Source organism: Cyanobacterium aponinum PCC 10605, assembly GCF_000317675.1.
Classification (GTDB): domain Bacteria; phylum Cyanobacteriota; class Cyanobacteriia; order Cyanobacteriales; family Cyanobacteriaceae; genus PCC-10605.
Genome location: NC_019776.1, coordinates 2,664,313 through 2,683,998 on the forward strand (window position 1 = coordinate 2,664,313; position 19,686 = coordinate 2,683,998).

Consider the following 19,686-nt stretch of genomic DNA (forward strand, 5'->3'; position numbering starts at 1 on the left):
GTTAAACCATAGTGTATAGAGCAGATTAGTAAGGAAATTATTATCAAGAAATATGGCAGGTGACTATTACGAAATACTAGGTGTTTCTCGGAATGCAAGTAAAGATGAAATCAAATCCGCCTATCGCAAAATGGCGCGCAAATATCATCCAGATGTTAACCAAGATCCGGGGGCAGAAGAACGTTTTAAAGAAATTAGCCGTGCCTATGAGGTATTATCAGATCCTGAAACTAAGGCTCGATACGATCGCTTCGGAGAGGCAGGAGTTGGTGGTGCCGGAAGTGGCGGCGTAGGTTTTGATCCCACTGATATGGGCGGTTTTGCCGATATTTTTGAAACTTTTTTTGGTGGTGGTTTTGGCGGGGGTACAAGTACCCAAACCCGTAGGCGCGGACCGACAAGAGGAGATGACTTACGGCTTGACTTACGCTTGAAATTTAGAGAAGCGGTTTTCGGTGGTGAAAAAGAGATCAAAATTCCCCATTTAGAAACCTGTAGTAGTTGCAATGGTTCTGGGGCGAAAAAGGGTAGTAGTGCAAAAACCTGTGGAACTTGTGGCGGCACTGGTCAAGTACGTAGGGCTACTCGTACTCCCTTTGGTAGTTTTGCTCAAGTGTCAACTTGTCCTACTTGTAATGGTGAAGGACAAATCATTGAGGAGAAATGCGATTCCTGTGGTGGTCAAGGAAGAAAACAGGTTAACAAAAAATTAAAAATTACTATTCCGGCGGGGGTTGATAATGGTACTCGTTTGCGAGTGAGTTCTGAAGGGGATGCCGGCACTCGTGGAGGTCCTGCGGGAGATTTATATGTTTATTTGACGGTGGAATCTGACTCTCATTTCCGTCGTGAGGGTATTAACATCTTATCTGAGATTAGTATTAGTTATTTACAAGCAATTTTGGGTTGTAAGATAAAAGTGCCTACTATTGATGGCGATTTTGAGGTGCAAATTCCTGCTGGTTTACAACCAAATACTGTTTTGACTTTAGAGGATAAAGGTGTACCAAAATTAGGTAATTCTGTCAGTCGTGGGGATCATTTATTAACGGTAAAAGTTGACATTCCTACTAAAATTAGTGGTGAGGAAAGAGACTTGCTGGAAAAATTAGCTCAAATTAAGGGTGAACATACTTCGAAGAAAGGTTTTGAGGGTTTCCTTGAAAGTATTTTTCATAAATAGCGACTTTTCCTTAAGTTAGGGAATTTGAGTGAGAAAGTAGTTATTTATTTGGTTAGCAATTAGTTAAGGTATTAGGGAAAGTGTTCGGGAAAAGTGAATGTACCGTGTTTCTTGTTTAAAACTTACTTTTTCTTTTTTATATGGCTCAGTTATTAGATTTACGTGGCACTCCTTGCCCCATTAATTTTATTCGCAGTAAACTACAGTTAGAAAAAATGTCTCAGGGTGATGTTTTAGAAATTCATCTTGATGGTGGTGAACCTATTGAGCAAGTTCCTAATAGTTTATCCATGGAAGGTTATAGTATTGAAGCCATTGAAGACAAGGGAGAATATTTCGTTTTATCTGTTCGTGCCTAATGTATCTGAGTTCGATGAAAAAGGTCTTGAAAAATAAGGCTTTGAGAGTTATCACCGAGCAAATTTCACCAGAAAAAATAATTAAACTTAGAAAAAACTCGTATGAAATTAATTTATTCAGCTTTTTTGTTAATAACTATGATTTTTAACTACGAACTCCGAACTCCGAACTCAGTTAATTTCTATGGTTAATTCTAATTCTGCAAATATTACTGAATCTGATTTAATTCAAGGCACTGTTATCGCTTCTCAGGCTAATTTTTATCAGGTTCGTCTTGATAGTAACGAAAGTCTTTTATGTACACGCCCCACACGGTTAAAAAAAATCGGTCAATCGGTGTTTGTTGGCGATCGCGTCTTGGTGAAATCCACGGAATTTGAAAGAGGTGCGATCGCATCTGTTTTACCAAGAGAGACAGAATTAGAACGTCCTCCCATTGCCAATGCTCAACAGATTTTGTTAGTATTTGCCCTAGAAGAACCCACTTTAGATCCAGTACAGTTAAGCCGTTTTTTAGTTAAAGCTGAGTCCACAAAATTAAAACTATTACTGGGTTTAAATAAAGTTGATCTAATTTGCCCTGAAAAGCAAAAAGCATGGCAAGAACGCCTTTGTGCGTGGGGATATGAGCCTTATTTTTTTAGTGTGCAGACCTCTCAAGGAGTTCCATCTTTACAAAAAGTTTTAGCGAACAAAATTACTATCTTAGCAGGTCCTAGTGGAGTAGGTAAATCGAGTTTAACATCTTTGTTAATTCCCGAAATTGAGGTGAGGGTAGGGGAAGTGTCAGGAAAGTTGCAAAAAGGCAGACATACCACCCGTCATGTAGAGTTATTTGAGTTACCTTCTGGGGGATACATCGCAGATAGTCCGGGTTTTAATCAACCTCATTTTGATTTTAGTGTAGAATCTTTAGTTAACTATTTTCCCGAAGCAAGGGCAAGATTAGCGGAAAATACTTGTAAATTCCATAACTGCATTCATAAAGATGAGCCTGATTGTGCGGTTAAAGGAGATTGGGAACGTTATCCATATTATCTTAAATTTTTAGAAGAAGCGATCGCATTTCAAGAAGCTACTGCCCATAAAAAGGATGAGGAATCCACAGTAAAAACGAAATTTAAAGCCAACGGGAAAAAATATACCGAGCCAAAGCTAGAAAGCAAGAAATATCGGCGAGTTTCCCGTAAAGTGAGTAATCAAAAATTAGAAGACTTATATAACCTTCAAAATCTCGATTCTGATGAGTTAGAGTAATTACAGAAATAAAAGAAACCATTATTCAGTAAAGTTTATGACAATTGCATCTACTCAAATAAAAGGATTAACCTTAGAAGAATTTTTGCAACAAGATTATATTGATGAATCCCCTGCTTATGAATATATTGATAATCAGATAATCAGAAAACCTATGCCTCAAGGAAAACATAGTCAAATTCAGTATAAAATTTGTGAAACAATCAATCAATTATCTGAAAAAGAGAAAATTGTTTACGCTTTACCCGAATTGCGTTGCAGTTTTTCTAATCGTTCTATAGTACCAGATATTGCGGTTTTTTATTGGGCAAGAATACCCTTAGACAATCAAGGAGAAATTGCTAATCAATTTAACTCTTATCCAGATTGGACTATAGAAATTTTATCACCGAATCAAACACCAACTAGAGTAATTGATAATATTTTATTCTGTTTAGAAAACGGCTCACAATTAGGATGGTTAATTGATAGTCAAGAAAAAATAATTATGGTATTCCAAGCAGAAAAACCCCTTAAAATTTATCGTCAAGATGAGACATTACCTATTATCGAAAATATTAATTTACCCATAACCCCTAACAATATATTTTCTTGGCTAAAAATCAAATAAATTTTTTTCTACAGTAGTTAGAATAATGTGATTAAAAAAAATGGCTTTATCACTTTGAGTATGTAAATTATTGATCAGGGTAGGCAACAGGCAATAGGCAATAGGTAATAGGCGATTATTAAATAGTAATTTATAAACTTTTAGTTTTTCTCTTACTATAAACACTATTCAATAAAGGTTATAGAAGTTATTAGTTATTTTCTATTAATTTATCATAACCACTGTTGAAGAACAAAAGAAATAAGAGCTGCGAGCTTTTATTACTTCTTTGACTCACTAACAAATGTTCAGAAAATCTTTACCGTCAAACCTGATACCTGAAACCTACAGGTTAGTTGATAGATATTCTTAGATCGAACTGAGGTTAGGGTATAATTAAACACGAAATTAAACTCTTATATAATTTATTAGAATAAAGTTGAATGGCGCCCCAATTAAAAATATATGTCCCCCCTCATCCTCTAATCAAACATTGGCTCGGAGTTGCAAGAGATAAAAATACACCTTCTACTCTATTTAAAACCGCTATGGTGGAATTGGGACGTTGGTTAACCTATGAAGCAATTAGAGAATGGTTGCCGACAATGGATGTGACAGTTGAAACTCCCCTCGCCCTTGCACCAGCTACTTTTCTAAATCCTGAAACAAAAATAGCTATTATCCCTATATTGAGAGCAGGTTTAACCCTTGCCGAAGGTAGTCAAACTATATTACCCTTAGCTTCCACTTATCATCTTGGAATGATAAGAGATGAAAAAACACTTAATCCAACCTGTTATCTGAACAAATTACCAACACAATTTACTGCTGATACCCATATTTTAATTCTTGACCCTATGTTAGCCACTGGCGGTACAATTATATTAGCGATGGAAGAAATTATCAAACGAGGTGGAAATCCTGATCTCACCAGAATTATCTCCGTGGTATCTGCCCCCCCTGCTTTACAAAAATTAAGTGCCAATTATCCTACTCTTAATATTTATAGTGCCATGATTGACGAGCAGATCAATGATAATGGTTTTATTGTACCCGGTTTAGGCGATGCAGGCGATCGCGCTTTTGGTACTGAATAGAGAGTTAGGAGTTAGGAGTTATTTATTATCAATATTAATCATATAATTATCCATAATTTCTTTTAACTTTTTCTGATATTTGTAGATAACATCTTCTTGACAAAGCTCTTGAAAAGTTACGACAGAAACATTCGTCATTTCCTGAGTTTCCACTTCAAAAAGCCTAAGTCTGCGTTTAGCCACATCAAAACGTTGATGTAAAGCATAGTAAAGGGATTGCCATTGGTGGTTAAGATTCTCTAATTCTGGAGCAGGGGGTAAACTACCAACAAATTGTTGCTCTATTGTGCCTTGGTTAGCCCTTAATCGGGCGATAATATGGGGAAATCCATCGTTTAAGTTTCCTGCGCCTAAATTTAATACTACTAACTTAGTCATGTAATCCAATTACTCTTAAATTCTCTTTGTTTATTGTAAAAGCTATCTTTGAATATCAATAAACCCTAATGAATAGAATTATGAATCTTTACTTTTTACAAATATTGAATGATTATCAGACGGAAAATTTTAAGGTTTGCTATATTTATTCATAAGATAAAAAATAAAATTTATGGTTATTTTTATTTGCTCTTTATTTTCTCTAAAAGCATTTTTTCCTAATTTATGTTTCATTTAGTCTGAAGTAAAATTATTATCTTGAATCTAAAAATCTAATCTAAAAATCTCTTTTTTTGTATTATTATGAAACCTAATTTAAAAGCCCAACGAATAAGAATACAAAGTGGCACTGTGCGATCTCATTATAGACTTGTTTTTAGTCTATTTGTACTAATATTGATTTGTCTATTTACTGGTTTAATGAATTTTTCCGTTGCGCAAGACAACCAATCTTCCGACACGCTTTCAGTATTAGCCAAGCGTTGTCGCTACTATTATATTCGTTCTCGTGCTGGAGATTCTCGTGCCACCTATTTATTGATTAGTAAAAATGAAGGTAAAAATACTTTGACGGGCTTGGAAAAATGTTTAAATGTACTAAATGAATATCTAGTTAGTGATAGTATCACTAATGATGAGAAAAAAGTATATCAACAAGTTTACGATCATTTGTTTATATTGAAAGATAAATTACCTAAAGATGAAGAAACAAATAACCCCAATAATCAGCAATAATTTAAACGTAGGTAAAACCCTAATTATTTAGATTTAATATTTGAGAATTAATGACTAATCTAGGTGTTAAAAGAGACGAAAATTAAAATAAAAAATAAATGGTTTATTTAACGGAAGTTGAAGAAATAAAAGAGATTATTCTTGATTTAACAGATACTGATATTCTTTGGTTAGATACTGAAGTAGCCGATTATCAAACTTCTCATCCTCGCTTATCTCTTATTCAAGTTTTAGCCTATCCTCAAGATACAAGGGGCGATCCCGAAGGGATCTGCTATGCAGCACGCACTTATATAATTGATGTATTAGAAAAACCGGAAATAATAGAATTTTTTATTGATTATATTATGGTAAACGAAAACATTAAAAAAGTTTTCCACAACGCTAATTATGATTTAAGATTTTTTGATAAAAAAAGAGCTAAAAATATATTTTGTACTTATCAATTTGCCAGAAAAATACCTTACTATTTACTACCTGTAAAAAGATATAATTTAAAATATTTAACAGAATATTTGACAGACTTTAAAGTTGATAAACAAGAACAAAGTGGAGATTGGGGTATAAGACCACTAAGCACAAATCAGCTGGAATATGCGAAAAAAGACTGTGTTTATTTAGCTCAAGTTTATTATAAATTAACAGAAATAAGTAAACAATTAGAATATGATCCCCAAACCGAAAATATTGAAAATTTGTTAGAAAGATATGAAGAAATAGAAGATATTTATCTAAGATTAACTTCAGAAATAGGCTTTTTAAAAGAAAGAATAAAACAGTCAATGATTTCTCAAAATATTAAGGAAAACAAATGTTTTAAAATACAATCAACCTCAAAAAAAACTATCAAAGCAGATTTACAAGAATTAGTGAAATTGATCAAAGAAAAACAAGTTAATATTAATTTTCCCATCACCTTAACTAAAGCAATACAGGAAAAATTAGGCAATAATTTAAAAGAAATAGAGATTCAATCAGAAACCTCGCAATATTATTCTTTAAAAGAGAAATTACCAGAATAACAAATTAAACATGACTTACGATATAGCAATTATAGGAGGCGGCATAGTCGGTTTAGCCACTGCCATGAATTTACAACAAAAATATCCTCAGAAAAAAATTATCCTTGTAGAAAAAGAAAATCATTGTGCAACTCATCAAACTGGCCATAATAGCGGAGTTATTCATTCGGGAGTTTACTATCAACCCGGTAGCTACAAAGCAAAGTTAACCACTCAAGGAAATCGAGCCTTAGTTGAATTTTGTCAAACCCACAATATCAAATATGATGTCTGTGGAAAATTAATTGTTGCCTGTAAAGAAAAAGAATTATCTCAATTAGAAAATCTCTATCAACGGGGATTACAAAACGGCATTGCCGTCACTAAAATTTCAAGGGAAGAAGCTAAAGAAATTGAACCCTATGTTAATTGTATTCAAGCCATAAAAGTACCTACAGCAGGAATTGTTGACTATAAGGAAGTAGCAAAAAAATACGCAGAAATATTCTGTAATATTGGCGGAGAAATTAGATTGAATACAAAAGTAGTTAACCTTAAATATCAAGATTCTCAACATATTATCATCACAAATCAAGGGGAAATAACGTCAAAATATCTAGTTAACTGTGCAGGGTTATACAGTGACAAAATCGCTATATTAGGCGGTATCAATCCAAAAATGAAAATTATCCCTTTTAGGGGAGAATACTACGAACTAAAGCCAGAAAAACGGTATTTAGTTAAACATTTAATCTACCCTGTGCCTAACCCAGATTTTCCCTTTTTGGGAGTGCATTTCACCCGTTTAATTGACGGCAATATTCACGCAGGGCCTAACGCTGTCTTGTCATTAAAACGAGAAGGATACAAAAAAACAGATTTTGCTTTGGGAGAATTTTGGGAAACAGTTACTTACTCTGGATTATGGAAATTAGTGAGTAAATACTATGAGGAAGGAATAGAGGAAATTATCCGCTCATTTAGTAAAACAGCTTTTGTTAGAAGTTTACAAACCCTAATTCCCGAAGTACAAGAAGATGATATTATTCCCTCTCCTGCGGGGGTGAGAGCGCAAGCATTAAATCAAGATGGTACTTTAGTACAAGATTTTGCTTTATTACCGACAGAAAATGCCCTTCATGTTTGTAATGCTCCTTCTCCTGCGGCTACAGCATCTTTAAAAATTGGAGAAGTAATTTCTCAGAATGTCGCTTTTTAATTCAATTAACCTCAGTTCGATTTAAGAATATCCAACAAGGTTAGGTGTCAGGTTGCAGGTGGTAGGGGTTTTTAGCAAGGGGCTTAAGCCCCTTGTTTAAGTTAGTTCGGATTAAGGCAATTTTATCGTTGTTTCTAAGAAGCTATAAGGTTTTCTGACTAGGAGAAAATAATGCTTTCAGCTTATCCCGAACTCAGGTTCAATTAGCAATTAGTAATTAAGACAAGGCAATTAGTGAATAGTGAATAGTGAATAGTTGATAATTACTCGTTACTCGTTACTCGTTACTCATTACTTTCTTCTAAAACCTGACACCCGACACCTTATCTCCCTCTCCCCTCATCACCTCATCCCCTCATCACCTGCAACCTGCCACCTGACACCTGACACCTAACCCCGAACCCCAAACACCCTATTTACAAAATGTTAGATATTGCTGTACCTAATCGCTGTATTTTAGAGATAAAGAGTTTAATTTAAAATACTGTTGTAGAATATGTTAGATAAAATTTTATATGCCGATTCTGGTACTGGTCACACTCAAGAAATGCTGAAAATTTTACTTGATATACCAGCATTTAAAAACAGTGAAATAAATATTCTTCATGTTATTCCCCCTCAAGTTTCTGCGGATGCTTTAGCTGAAAAATGGGAAGAAGGTGGGAAAATACTTTCTGAAATCGTCAAAAATGTTAATATCGATCCTTCTAAGGTTGCTACTATTTTAAAACAAGGCGATCCTAAAGATACGGTTTGTAATACGGCACAGGAAATTAATGCAGACCTAATTTTAATGGGGTCTCGTGGTTTGAAACGTTTAGAGTCCTTTTTGGAAAACTCTGTTAGCCAGTATGTGTTTCAATTGAGTGATCGCCCCATGTTACTTGTGAAAGATGATATATATGTAAGAAAAATTAAAAAAGTAATGTTAGCCTTGGATAAATCCGAGTCTTCTTCCTATGCCCTTGAAATGGCGTTATATCTTCTCAGAGATTATCGTGAGGCAGAGTTGTATTTAGTCAGAGTTAATCCTGATATGAATGCAGATTTAGAATTATCGACGGCGGAAATGGAGCAAAATCCGATTTTAGCTCCTGCTTTACAACAAGCGAAAAGAATGGGAATTTCTGCTAAATGTATTGTTAAAGGCGGAAAACCTGCACAACAAATTTGCAAATTAGCTGATGATAATAATATTGATTTACTCTTATTAGGATCTCCTGATCGTCGTCCTTCTATTGCTAAAAATTTAGTAGATTTAGACCGTTTATTAGGTACTTCTTTATCTGATTATGTAAGGGTTAATGCAAATTGCCCTGTTTTATTAGTCAGAAAATAAATTAAAAGTAAACTCACTTTTAAGCAGAAATTAGCAATTAGTAATTAGTAATTATAAAATAATAATATATAAAATTAATAACTCGTAATTCCTTCCAAATTTAAAATTATCATGAGTATAGGCGATCGCATTAATGAATTTATCGGCAAAACTCGCTATGTGGTTTCCCGTATCTTTGTCCATCTTGAGGGAGAAGAAGTAGCTCCTTTTTTGGGTATTTTAAACCAAAATGCCCGTAGGGCAGTAGATGCCGATGGTGAAATGGACACTATGGGAGAATGTTTAGTCAACATTTGCGAAGGTTTATTGCAATACGAATTTTACTGGAAAAGTGCTTCTAATGAAGGGGATGTATTTTGGAATGAGGGAGATGCAGGAGATTATGTAACGGAGTTATTTACTGATTCTGCTCAACGGTATCTTAGCCAACCAGACTTAGAAGACGATGAGGAAAATGACGGTTTATCCCTCCCCGTAACCGATAATATTATTGTTATGATCACAGTAGCTTTTGAGGGAGAAGTGCCAGAAATTGAAACGGATTTAGCCCAGAGAGATAGTTTAAAAGATGGATTGAAAGCCCTAATTAGCTTACATTATAAACAAAGATATAGAGCGATCGCAATTCATTTCTCTCCGGCTAGACTGGGAGAACAACTTAATTCTGAGCAAATCTTAATTAATTTTTCTGAATTAATCCCCCTCTAGTCAAGAAAAAATAACACCATAAAAAACGATGTTTAAGCGAATTGTAGCCCTATTTTTAACAATCTTCCTTTCTTTTGGGACTTTTGCTTGTGGCACACCTAATAGTGAAGCCGTTAGCAACTCCAACAATTTTAATAATAATACCAATATTCCTAGTAATAACATTGCTAGTGGTAAATATCCCGTACAACAGGCAACATTTAATGATATAGACGGTGAATATACCCTCATGTTGTTAAATACTCCAGCCGGTAGCAGTCCTGTTTTTCGTACCACTAACTTACAAATGGCTCGTTTAACGGATGAAGAAATCAAAGAAGGACAAAGTACCTACGCTGAAATTAAGGGTAACGAAGCAATAATGCACCTCACAGAGGATTTTCGCATTGAATATGTCCACAACGAAACTCAAACTGTCACCAATCCAGATACAGGCAGACAAGAAACCGTTATTGTTAGACGAGAATCCAATTTTTGGACTCCTTTTGCAGGGGCGATGGCAGGACAAGCCCTAGGTAGTTTATTATTTACTCCTAGATATTATGTTCCTCCTGTCTATTCCGGTGGCAATTTATCAGGTATTGGTGGCTATGGAAGCACTTATAATCAGGCAGTGCAAAGCTATCGTAGTAACTATAATTCTGTCCCCACAGTAGAAAAAAATCGTCAATCTTTCCGCTCTACAGGCACTCTTAAAAATAGTTCTGGTAATACTATTAATCGGGTCAATAGTAACAATAGTAAAGCTACTGGGTCAGGTTTTGGCTCAAGTGATCTGAAAAACAGTGGTAATTCCAGCAAATATAAACAGCCTAGCAAAAATAGCTTTGGCAGTAATAAATCAAGTGGTTATAGAAGAACTACTCCCGCTAGAAGAAGTGGGGGATTCGGTAGCCGTCGTCGTCGTTAAAGTCTCTGAGTAGGTAATGAGTTGGGAGTTCGGAGTTTTTTATTATTAACGATTGATTATTTATTATTAACTAATTGCTAATTGCCAGTGAAAAAAGTCAAATATTGGTAAGAGGAGTTATTTTCTATATCATTAGAAGTATTTTACTAAAAACTGTTGTTTTTCTACTCTTAACCTGAGTTTTGGATAAGCTGAAAGCATTATTTTCTCGTACTCAGAAAACCTTATAGCTTCTTAGAAATAACTTAGAAATAACGATAAAATTGCCTTAATCCGAACTAACTTAAACAAGGGGCTTAAGCCCCTTGCTAAAAACCCCTACCACCTGCTGTTCCTGCAACCCGACACCTGACACCTAACCTTATCGGATATTCTTAAACCGAACTGAGGTTACTCTTATGTAAAAAATAGAGGTATAAGATGATGATTACAGAACAATTATTATTAATAAAATGGCAATCCTTAGATACTGAAAAAAAAGCTAAAGTTTTGGCTTTAATAGATGATTTAATTAAGGATAATGAGGAAAATGATAGTGAGCCACTAAACTATCAACCAAAAACGGAATTAGGTAAAAAGTTATGGGCTTTAAGACAAAAATCTTTAGGTAGTCAACCATTATTAAATAATTGGGATGAAGTAGAAAAAGAGTTAGCTGATAGAAGAGGGGGTATTAGAGAATGACTTTAACCTATCTTGACTCTGGAGTACTAATTACTTTATTTAGAGCTAGTGATAATTTAGCTTTAAAAGCACAAGAAATAGTGGATGATTGTACCAGAAAATTTGCGAGTAGTGACTTTGTTAAATTAGAGACTTTATCAAAAGCAATATTCCATAAACAAATAGATGAAGTGGACTTTTATAATACTTTTTTTGATATGTGTAATGTATGGGCAAATGACTTAAATACTATTATTAACTTAGCAGAAAATTTAGCCAGTAAATATGGTTTAAATGCTTTAGATGCTTTACAAATAGCTAGTGGTATTTCTGTCAATGCTGAGGAATTTATTACCACAGAAAAACCGACTAAACCTCTCCATCGAGTGACAGACATCAAAGTTATCTCTCTAATGACTATATAGATTACAAATAGATTAAATTATTAGAAACATAACCATTGGTATAGTAATAAAACTCATCAGAGTGGAAAGAATTATCGTCCTAGATACCATTGTTATATCCCCTCCAAATTCTTGCATCATCACCGCCGTATTAATAGCCGTAGGCATGGCAGTTTGTAAAACCAATACTTGTAAATCTAAGCCCTCTAAACCCATTATTTTACCCACTCCATAAGCAATTAAAGGTGCGATCGCAAGTTTACCTAAACTGATTAAAAAGTGAATAAAATCAAATTGAAAACGAGTATTTGTTAACTGCATTCCCAAAATTAAAAGAGCGATGGGAATAGAAGACATCCCTAACCATTCAATACTTTTCCCCAAATTAAACGGCAGAGTAATATGAGCTAAATGAAGAGAGACTCCTAATATCATTGCCCAAATCAAAGGAAGGCGAAAAGTCATTTTTATACCCTTGATAATTGATTCACCCTTCAAAACCGCAGGTAAAACACCAAATAAGACAATACTTGAACCAATCATATAAATTACTGCTCTTTCTAATCCCCCTTCTCCTAAAGCAAATGCGGTAATTGAAAGCCCCATATTACCATTATTAGGACATAACAAAATTGCGAATAAACTGCGATGATTTTCCGACGATAACTTAATCACTTTACCAATTAAGATTATCCCACCATACAAAATTACAGAAATAAGACCATAGGCTAATAAAAAGCGTAAAGTAACATCTCCTCCCATAGAATTGCGATAAAAGCTATCTGTAACTAAAGCAGGTGCGAGAATATAAACCGTTAATTGCGAAAGAGTAGAGCGCTCCAAACTCAATTTTTTTCCTGCAACATAACCAATAATAATAATAAAAGCAACAGGTAAAACAGATTGAAGAATTATATTCATAACAAAAGTTAAAGTAAATAAGGCAAAAATTTTTGATTTTTATGAGCCTTGAGTGCATCTAAGTTTACTGATGAGGTAAGCAAAAGGGAAATATAAACCTGAGTTGAGATTTCAGAGTTAAAGTTAATAGATTTTGACAAAAATAGTTAATGTTCAAAAAATCAAACCGTCAAACTCATCACCTGAAATCTATCCAAATGGGATATTTTTATAGCGAACTGAAGTAATATAAGAGTTTGAATCAGTTTCAAAAATTTGAGGTAAAAGTAAAATAAGAACATTTTTCGCCAAATTAAACCAATCTAAATGATAAAAGTTATTGACGCAGATTTGAATATATCCGCTCATCGAGAAGCCGTAGTGGAGTTGATGAATACCTATGCCCTTGATTATATGGGAGGAGGAGAAGAATTATCAGATTTTGCCAAAAACAATTTAGCTAATGAATTAGCACAGAGAAAATATATTCATACTGTTTTAGCTTTTGTGAATGATAATCCAGCAGGGTTAATTATTGCCATTGAAGGTTTTTCAACTTTTGCTTGTAAACCGTTATTAAATATTCATGATGTGGTGGTTGCTTCTGCTTATCGTCGTCGGGGTATTTGTAAGTTATTGTTACAGAGAATAGAAGACATTGCCCTAGAGTTAGGATGCTGTAAACTCACCCTAGAAGTATTAGAAGGTAATCAAGTCGCTCAAGCGGCTTATAAGGCTTTTGGCTTTGACGGTTATCAGTTGAATCCCGACATGGGCAGGGCATTATTTTGGCAGAAAAAGTTAAATTCTTAAGTAATATTACAAGTTACAAATACTATAAGCTAAAACCCATTAAACTTACCTTTTTACTAATTCTTAAAAATGATTTAAACCCCTACCTGTTGCCCGTTGCCTACCTTTACTGACAATTTTATATCGAACTCAGGTTATTTATAGATTGTCTAATATTTTTATTTCTGAGGTAGTTAATTCTCTGTATTCTCCTACATTCAAACCCTCTAAAGTTAAAGATAGTTGTTGGGTAATGCCGATTTTTACTCTTATTAATCGTAAAGTAGGATAACCTACCGCCGCAGTCATTCTTCTTACTTGACGATTTCTACCTTCTGTTAAAGTTAACTCTAACCAAGCAGTAGGGATATTTTGACGGTAACGAATGGGGGGATTTCGAGGGGGCAATTCTGGCTCTGATTTTAACATCGATGCTGTTGCCTTTTTTGTTTTTTTCCCTTTGATAATAACTCCTTCTTCTAATTGTTTTAATGATTCTGCGGTAGGGATATTTTCTACTTGTGCCCAATAGGTGCGAGGATGAGCAAAACTAGGTTCACAAAGACGATGTTTTACTCTGGGATTATTTGTTAATAAAAGTAATCCTTCGCTATCTAAATCCAGTCTTCCCACTGAGTAAATATGGGGTATATTAATATAGTCTTTGAGAGTTTGTCTTTGGTTTTTATGGGGACTATCATCGGTAAATTGACATAGAACATTATAGGGTTTATAAAATAAAATATACTTATATTTCATAGCTTAATTTAATATCAATAAATATTTTTTATCGTTAATTTAATGAAAATTTTTTTTGCAAAATATAACAATATAATAACATATATATTAATTAGTTTTTTTCTTTTATTTATTGCTAGTAGCTTTCGCCATATTTTATTTAATTCCCATGCTTTTGATTTAGGTATTTTTGATAATGGAATTTATCTTATTTCTCAAGGAAAAAATCCTTATGTTTCTTTCAGAGAATTACATATTTTAGGGGATCACGCCGCTTGGATTCTTTATTTTATCGCTCCTTTTTACTTCCTTTTTCCTTCTGTTTATTGGCTCTTTTTTATTCAATCTCTAGCAAGTGCGATCGCACTTATACCTATTTGGAAACTAAGTAAATTAAATAATTTAAGTGATTCTAAAGCTAAGACTATCTGCTTAATTTATATTTTATATCCCTTAATATTCAATGTTAATCTATTTGATTTTCATCCAGAAGTTATTGCTTTACCTTTATTTTTTATCGCTATTTTAGCTGTTAAATTAGATAAAATTATTTGGTTTATTGTCTCTATTTTACTTATTTTAGGATGTAAAGCAGTTTTAGCTTTAAATGTAGTAATGATGGGGGTATGGCTAATTCTTATTTATCGTAAAAAAAACTATGGTGCGTTCGACGTAGTCGCACCTTCGGTGATCGCAATTTTTAGTGGTATTTTTTGGTTTATTATTGCTACTCAATTGATTATTCCTGCTTTTAGTGGAGAAGAAGCCGCGGCAGTCAGTCGTTATGCTTTTTTAGGAGATTCTGTTAGTGAAATAGCCCTGAATTTAATTATTAAACCCCAAATTATTTTATCTCATCTTTTTACTTTAGCTAATGCAGAATATTTACTACTTTTATTCTTACCAGTAATTCCCGTTTTAGCTTGGCAAGAAATACCTAATTTAATCCCCGCTATTCCCACTCTGTTTCTCAATCTTCTTACTGAATATCAACCTCAAAAAGACTTAGTCCATCAATATTCTTTACCGATAATTCCTTTTTTAATCTTTACTATAATTGCTAGTTTGGCTCATCATAAAACATGGTTTTATCAAAATACAAAAATTAGAATTTGGTCATTAATTTTATTTTTAGCCTTAGCTAAATATGTTTATTTTTTCCCCAATGGCTTATATTTAAAAAACTTACATACATGGAAAGCTAGTAATGAAGCTATTAGTCTGATAAATACCTCAAAAAGTGTTTTTACTGCTCCTCAATTTGCCCCTCATTTAACTCATCGTTTAACTTTAGATCTTGCGATCGATTCTATTGATTATAATCAAGTTAATAAATTTCATTATGTACTCTTAAACCTAGACAACCCCACTGGATATAGTTCTCAAGAAGATATTAAAAATCTAATTAACTTTTTAGAAAAAAATAGAGAATTTCAGTTGAAATATAATCAAGATAATATATTTTTATTTAAAAAAATTAAATAGCAATAAAGAAAAAAACTAACTAGACAAAAAGACTTAAATCTTGTAAAATTTTTAGATGTTATAGTTTTATAAATCTTAAGGATTTAAAATTTTATTAATCCTAAAAATAAAAAACATCATCTTTTCTAACTCATAAAAATATAAGCAATGAAACAGTTTTTAGAATCAGAAATTATCTCTACTTATGAAGAAGCAAAAATAGTTATTTTACCAATCCCCTATGAAATTACTACTACCTATCGTAAAGGGTGCGAATATGGGCCTGATGCCGTATTAACTGCCTCTGATCAGCTAGAATGTTATGACGAAGAATTAGGAATGGAAACTTGTTTTCATGCCCCTATTTTTACCCATGACTATATCGCCGATACCCGCATCAACAAAAATCTAACGGCAGATGATATGTTGAAAGTCACAACAGAAACCGTTACAAAATTGATCAAAGATAATAAATTTGTCATTGCCGTTGGCGGAGAACACGCTATCACGACAGGAGTAGTCCAAGCCTATCAACAAACCCTTGATGAACCCTTTACAGTAATACAGATAGATGCTCATGGAGATATGAGACACGAATTTGAGGGGTCAATTCATAATCATGCTTGTGTTATGAGAAGAATATTAGAATTAGACTTGCCGACATTACCAGTGGGAATCAGAGCAATTTGTCAAGAGGAAGCTGATTTAATCAAAGAAAAAAATATACCCGTAATGTGGGCGAGAAACATTTATTTTAATCCCCATTGGATGGCAGAAGCTATCAGTAACATAAAAACGAAAAAAGTATTCATTACCATTGATTTAGACGGAATTGACCCTAGTTTAATGCCCGGAGTTGGTACGCCTGAACCCGGTGGCATGGACTGGTATCAACTATTAGCTTTTATGAATTTAATTTTTTCGAGCTTTGATGTAATTGGCTGTGATGTTATGGAATTAGCACCAACAAAAGATTCCGTTGTTTCTGAATTTACTGCGGCTAAACTAATCTATAAATTAATTGGCTACTGGCAACAAAATAACTCAAAAGTCAGAAGTATAGAGTGATAAGGAGATGAGAGGAAAACAAATAATAAGTAATAAGTAAGACTCTATCACTTCAAAAGTCTTAAACTTTGATTAACCTTGTTTTAATTTATTCTTAAACCTAGCAAAAATTTAGTGTTATAGATAACATGAAAAGAAGAAAAATATCATAATTGTCATAGTAAAAAAAGATAAGAAAAAACAATTATTTAAAAAGATTAAAAATAGGGCAATTTGTTTTAGAATTTAAGCTGTAAATAGTTTTTTATGGTGTAGCATTAATCTAATGACTGATTTTCAAATTAGAAGAAGAGATTTTTTATACGGTTTAGCCGGTTTATCTGGTAGCGTTATTGCTAGTCAGTTACCTTTTGAGTCTGCTTCTGCTCAAGCTATGAGATTAAATGGTGCTGGTGCATCTTTTCCTGCCCCTTTATATCAACGCTGGTTCGTGGAATACAACAGAATAAATAGAAATGTGCAAGTAAACTATCAGTCTGTGGGTAGTGGTGCAGGTGTAAAACAATTCATGGGTGGCACAGTGGACTTTGGAGCTAGTGATGTAGCCATGAAAGATGATGAAATTTCTAAGGTTTCCCGTGGAGTTGTTTTGTTACCTGTGACTGCTGGTAGTATCGTAATTGCTTACAACAATAAAGATGTATCTAATCTTAAACTTTCTCGTCAGCAATTAGTTGATGTTTTCTTGGGCAAAATTAAAGATTGGAAACAATTAGGAGCTTCTAAAAGTAAGCCTATTAAAGTTATTCATCGCTCTGACGGTAGTGGCACAACTGCTGTATTTACTTCTCATTTGAGTGCAATTAATAGTGAATGGAAAAGCAAAGTTGGCGAGGGTAAAACTGTTCAGTGGCCCGGTGGTATTGGTGCAAAAGGTAATGAGGGTGTTACTGCTACCATTATGCAAACTGATGGTGCGATCGGTTATGTAGAATATGGTTTCGCTAAAAATAATAATTTGAAAACTGCTCAGTTACAAAACAAAGCTGGTAAATATGTTACTCCGACTTTAGAAAATGCGAGTAAAACTTTATCTCAAGTAACTTTACCAGCTAACTTAAGAGCATTTATTCCTGATCCTACAGGAGATAGTTCTTATCCTATTGTTACTTACACTTGGATTCTAGCTTATAAAAAATATTCTGACGCTAAGAAAGCTGAGGCTTTGAAAAATGTTCTCAAGTGGTGTGTTAGCAAAACGGGCGGACAACAATATAGCTCTCAATTAGGTTATGTACCTTTACCTGATAATGTTATTCAAAAAGTAACCCAGGCAATTAATACTATTGCTTAAGAGTCAAGGTTTAGGGGTTAGGAGTTAGGAGAAGTACTTATCAATCAACCTATTTAACCTCAGTTCGGTTTAAGAATATCCGATAAGGTTAGGTGTCAGGTGTCAGGTTGCAGGTTGCAGGTTGCAGGTGGTAGGGGTTTTTAGCAAGGGGCTTAAGCCCCTTGTTTAAGTCAGTTCAGATTAAGGCAATTTTATCGTTATTTCTAAGAAGCTATAAGGTTTTCTGACTACGAGAAAATAATGCTTTCAGCTTATCCAAAACTCAGGTTATTTAACCCCAGTTTTGTTTAGGAATGTGCCATAAGGGCAGGTTGTAGGGGTTGAACATTGTTCAACCCTCATTGTTGCGAGTGTTAGGTTTAACGGAGTAATGATAAAAAGGAAAATGAGGAAAGAGAAATTCAGGGTTAGGAGTTTTTAATTATTAATTATTAACTGTTCATTATTCACTACTTAAAATAAGTTGAACAGCAGTTTATGTCAATTATAAATATTTTTCCCTTTTCCCTATAATGACGAAGAAAGTGAGAAAGTCAAAGCTAGTTTTATTTTTTCCTCGCAGAAATCAAATAGTTTTTTTGTATAAGTATGACGTTCAATAAATTGGGTACTAAGATAAATATGACGCACTAAAGTTAGTAGGCTATAAATATCAATATTGTTGTTAATAATAGTTTTTAAATCTTTTAATTCAGATAGGGATAAATGGTCTTGCTTTTCCCTTTTATGAATATTTATAAATTCATTTTTTAATGCTAACTCTTGATATTTTAACGCAGATATATCTTCAAATTGACGTAGGCTATATTCACTAATATGTCCGATAAAATTGCCAATATCTAAACAAGGATTTCCTCGACAATATAAGTCTAAATCTAATAAGTAAAAGCAGTTATTATCAATAATAATCTGATCAAAATAAAAATCTCTATGAATACCACATAATTCTGTTTCAATAACTTTTGAGGCTAAAATATCACATTGATTTAGTAAGTTTTCAATTCTTTTTTGCCAATGGGGATAATATTTCTTTAGTAATGGTAATTTTTCATACAAAATATTTAATTCATTTGTAATAATATGATTACGATTGGTGGGAATATTTGTTTTATGCAATTTGTGAGCAATATAAGCAACTTTTTGATAAATTTTAATGGGTTGATTTTTTGTTAAATATTGACTTAGTATTTGCCCTGACACTTTTTTTTGTAACCACATTTGCCATTGAGTAACGATACCAACAACTTCAGGGACAGAAATATTATCTTGGCTATTTTCATCAAAACCATTTTGCCAGAGGTTTTTTTGTAATTGAAAACTATGAAAATCTGTCTTTTTTGCCCTAATTTTACCTATTAAAATTAAATTATTTTTACCTTGAAAATGATATTCAATTAAACAGCGTTTTTGTGGTTTGTAACGTATTAATTCGATTTTAATTAATTTATAATTATCTTCCTGAAGAATTGATATATTTTCGCTAAAAATTTTGATTACTTGATGAGGATTAATAGCATTTTTAATATGGTTAATTAGTTTATCTTTTGGATGAATTTGATAATTATTAATAATAGTACAATTCATTAT

21 protein-coding genes are annotated in these 19,686 nt (G+C 33.3%); 17 read left to right on the forward strand and 4 right to left on the reverse strand.

Annotated elements, in window-relative coordinates; all coding sequences use genetic code 11:
* Positions 1 to 52: 52 nt before the first annotated feature.
* The 5 genes from dnaJ (at position 53) to upp (ending at position 4,486) form a co-directional block, all read left to right on the forward strand.
* A complete protein-coding gene (dnaJ, locus tag CYAN10605_RS11110; RefSeq protein ID WP_015220037.1) occupies positions 53 to 1,183 on the forward strand; it encodes a molecular chaperone DnaJ in 1,131 nt (376 codons plus the stop codon).
* 140 nt (positions 1,184 to 1,323) lie between these two features.
* The gene (locus CYAN10605_RS11115; protein WP_015220038.1) at positions 1,324 to 1,542 is read left to right on the forward strand and encodes a sulfurtransferase TusA family protein; all 219 of its coding nucleotides are present in this window, start codon (positions 1,324 to 1,326) and stop codon (positions 1,540 to 1,542) included.
* A 184-nt stretch (positions 1,543 to 1,726) separates the two neighbouring features.
* Complete coding sequence (gene rsgA, locus CYAN10605_RS11120) at positions 1,727 to 2,800, forward strand: small ribosomal subunit biogenesis GTPase RsgA (RefSeq protein WP_015220039.1); 1,074 nt, start codon at positions 1,727 to 1,729, stop codon at positions 2,798 to 2,800.
* A gap of 37 nt (positions 2,801 to 2,837) precedes the next feature.
* Positions 2,838 to 3,410 carry a Uma2 family endonuclease gene (locus CYAN10605_RS11125; RefSeq protein WP_015220040.1) on the forward strand — a complete coding sequence of 191 codons (573 nt, stop codon included), beginning with the start codon at positions 2,838 to 2,840 and terminating at the stop codon, positions 3,408 to 3,410.
* 422 nt (positions 3,411 to 3,832) lie between these two features.
* Entirely contained in the window at positions 3,833 to 4,486 is a 654-nt protein-coding gene (gene upp / locus CYAN10605_RS11135) for a uracil phosphoribosyltransferase (protein WP_015220042.1), read from the forward strand.
* 18 nt (positions 4,487 to 4,504) lie between these two features.
* Here upp and CYAN10605_RS11140 read toward each other — a convergent pair whose 3' ends face one another.
* The gene (locus CYAN10605_RS11140) at positions 4,505 to 4,864 is read right to left on the reverse strand and encodes a hypothetical protein (protein WP_015220043.1); all 360 of its coding nucleotides are present in this window, start codon (positions 4,862 to 4,864) and stop codon (positions 4,505 to 4,507) included.
* A 303-nt stretch (positions 4,865 to 5,167) separates the two neighbouring features.
* Here CYAN10605_RS11140 and CYAN10605_RS11145 point away from each other — a divergent pair, with 303 nt between their 5' ends.
* From CYAN10605_RS11145 to CYAN10605_RS11180, 8 genes are all read left to right on the forward strand, one after another.
* Positions 5,168 to 5,599 carry a hypothetical protein gene (locus CYAN10605_RS11145; RefSeq protein ID WP_015220044.1) on the forward strand — a complete coding sequence of 144 codons (432 nt, stop codon included), beginning with the start codon at positions 5,168 to 5,170 and terminating at the stop codon, positions 5,597 to 5,599.
* A 98-nt stretch (positions 5,600 to 5,697) separates the two neighbouring features.
* Positions 5,698 to 6,621: a ribonuclease D gene (locus CYAN10605_RS11150; protein WP_015220045.1), complete on the forward strand. Its 924-nt coding sequence runs from the start codon at positions 5,698 to 5,700 to the stop codon at positions 6,619 to 6,621.
* 10 nt (positions 6,622 to 6,631) lie between these two features.
* Entirely contained in the window at positions 6,632 to 7,819 is a 1,188-nt protein-coding gene (gene lhgD, locus CYAN10605_RS11155) for an L-2-hydroxyglutarate dehydrogenase (protein ID WP_015220046.1), read from the forward strand.
* A gap of 496 nt (positions 7,820 to 8,315) precedes the next feature.
* Positions 8,316 to 9,158 carry a universal stress protein gene (locus CYAN10605_RS11160; protein ID WP_015220047.1) on the forward strand — a complete coding sequence of 281 codons (843 nt, stop codon included), beginning with the start codon at positions 8,316 to 8,318 and terminating at the stop codon, positions 9,156 to 9,158.
* 108 nt (positions 9,159 to 9,266) lie between these two features.
* Positions 9,267 to 9,866, forward strand: coding sequence for a DUF1517 domain-containing protein (locus tag CYAN10605_RS11165; RefSeq protein WP_041922494.1), 600 nt, complete (start codon positions 9,267 to 9,269; stop codon positions 9,864 to 9,866).
* Positions 9,867 to 9,894: 28 nt separating this feature from the next.
* Positions 9,895 to 10,776, forward strand: a complete 882-nt coding sequence (locus CYAN10605_RS11170; RefSeq protein WP_015220049.1) for a hypothetical protein — start codon at positions 9,895 to 9,897, stop codon at positions 10,774 to 10,776.
* Between the two features lie 420 nt (positions 10,777 to 11,196).
* Positions 11,197 to 11,460, forward strand: coding sequence for a hypothetical protein (locus tag CYAN10605_RS11175; RefSeq protein WP_241212763.1), 264 nt, complete (start codon positions 11,197 to 11,199; stop codon positions 11,458 to 11,460).
* Entirely contained in the window at positions 11,457 to 11,864 is a 408-nt protein-coding gene (locus CYAN10605_RS11180) for a type II toxin-antitoxin system VapC family toxin (RefSeq protein ID WP_015220051.1), read from the forward strand. Before CYAN10605_RS11175 ends, CYAN10605_RS11180 begins: the two co-directional genes overlap by 4 nt.
* Before the next feature lie 12 nt (positions 11,865 to 11,876).
* On the opposite strand, the gene CYAN10605_RS11185 is transcribed toward CYAN10605_RS11180, so the two are convergent.
* Complete coding sequence (locus tag CYAN10605_RS11185) at positions 11,877 to 12,764, reverse strand: AEC family transporter (protein ID WP_015220052.1); 888 nt, start codon at positions 12,762 to 12,764, stop codon at positions 11,877 to 11,879.
* Positions 12,765 to 13,070: 306 nt separating this feature from the next.
* On the opposite strand from CYAN10605_RS11185, the gene CYAN10605_RS11190 reads away from it, so the two are divergent.
* A complete protein-coding gene (locus CYAN10605_RS11190) occupies positions 13,071 to 13,556 on the forward strand; it encodes a GNAT family N-acetyltransferase (RefSeq protein ID WP_015220053.1) in 486 nt (161 codons plus the stop codon).
* A gap of 138 nt (positions 13,557 to 13,694) precedes the next feature.
* Here CYAN10605_RS11190 and CYAN10605_RS11195 read toward each other — a convergent pair whose 3' ends face one another.
* On the reverse strand, positions 13,695 to 14,294 hold the full coding sequence (locus tag CYAN10605_RS11195) for a pseudouridine synthase (RefSeq protein ID WP_015220054.1): 600 nt from the start codon (positions 14,292 to 14,294) through the stop codon (positions 13,695 to 13,697).
* Positions 14,295 to 14,336: 42 nt separating this feature from the next.
* Here CYAN10605_RS11195 and CYAN10605_RS11200 point away from each other — a divergent pair, with 42 nt between their 5' ends.
* The 3 genes from CYAN10605_RS11200 (at position 14,337) to pstS (ending at position 18,099) form a co-directional block, all read left to right on the forward strand.
* Positions 14,337 to 15,758 carry a DUF2079 domain-containing protein gene (locus CYAN10605_RS11200; protein ID WP_015220055.1) on the forward strand — a complete coding sequence of 474 codons (1,422 nt, stop codon included), beginning with the start codon at positions 14,337 to 14,339 and terminating at the stop codon, positions 15,756 to 15,758.
* 147 nt (positions 15,759 to 15,905) lie between these two features.
* Positions 15,906 to 16,805: an agmatinase gene (gene speB / locus CYAN10605_RS11205; protein WP_015220056.1), complete on the forward strand. Its 900-nt coding sequence runs from the start codon at positions 15,906 to 15,908 to the stop codon at positions 16,803 to 16,805.
* 265 nt (positions 16,806 to 17,070) lie between these two features.
* On the forward strand, positions 17,071 to 18,099 hold the full coding sequence (gene pstS / locus CYAN10605_RS11210; RefSeq protein WP_015220057.1) for a phosphate ABC transporter substrate-binding protein PstS: 1,029 nt from the start codon (positions 17,071 to 17,073) through the stop codon (positions 18,097 to 18,099).
* A gap of 507 nt (positions 18,100 to 18,606) precedes the next feature.
* Here the strand turns inward: pstS and CYAN10605_RS11215 are convergent.
* The gene (locus CYAN10605_RS11215) at positions 18,607 to 19,683 is read right to left on the reverse strand and encodes a phosphotransferase (RefSeq protein ID WP_015220058.1); all 1,077 of its coding nucleotides are present in this window, start codon (positions 19,681 to 19,683) and stop codon (positions 18,607 to 18,609) included.
* Positions 19,684 to 19,686 lie beyond the last annotated feature (3 nt).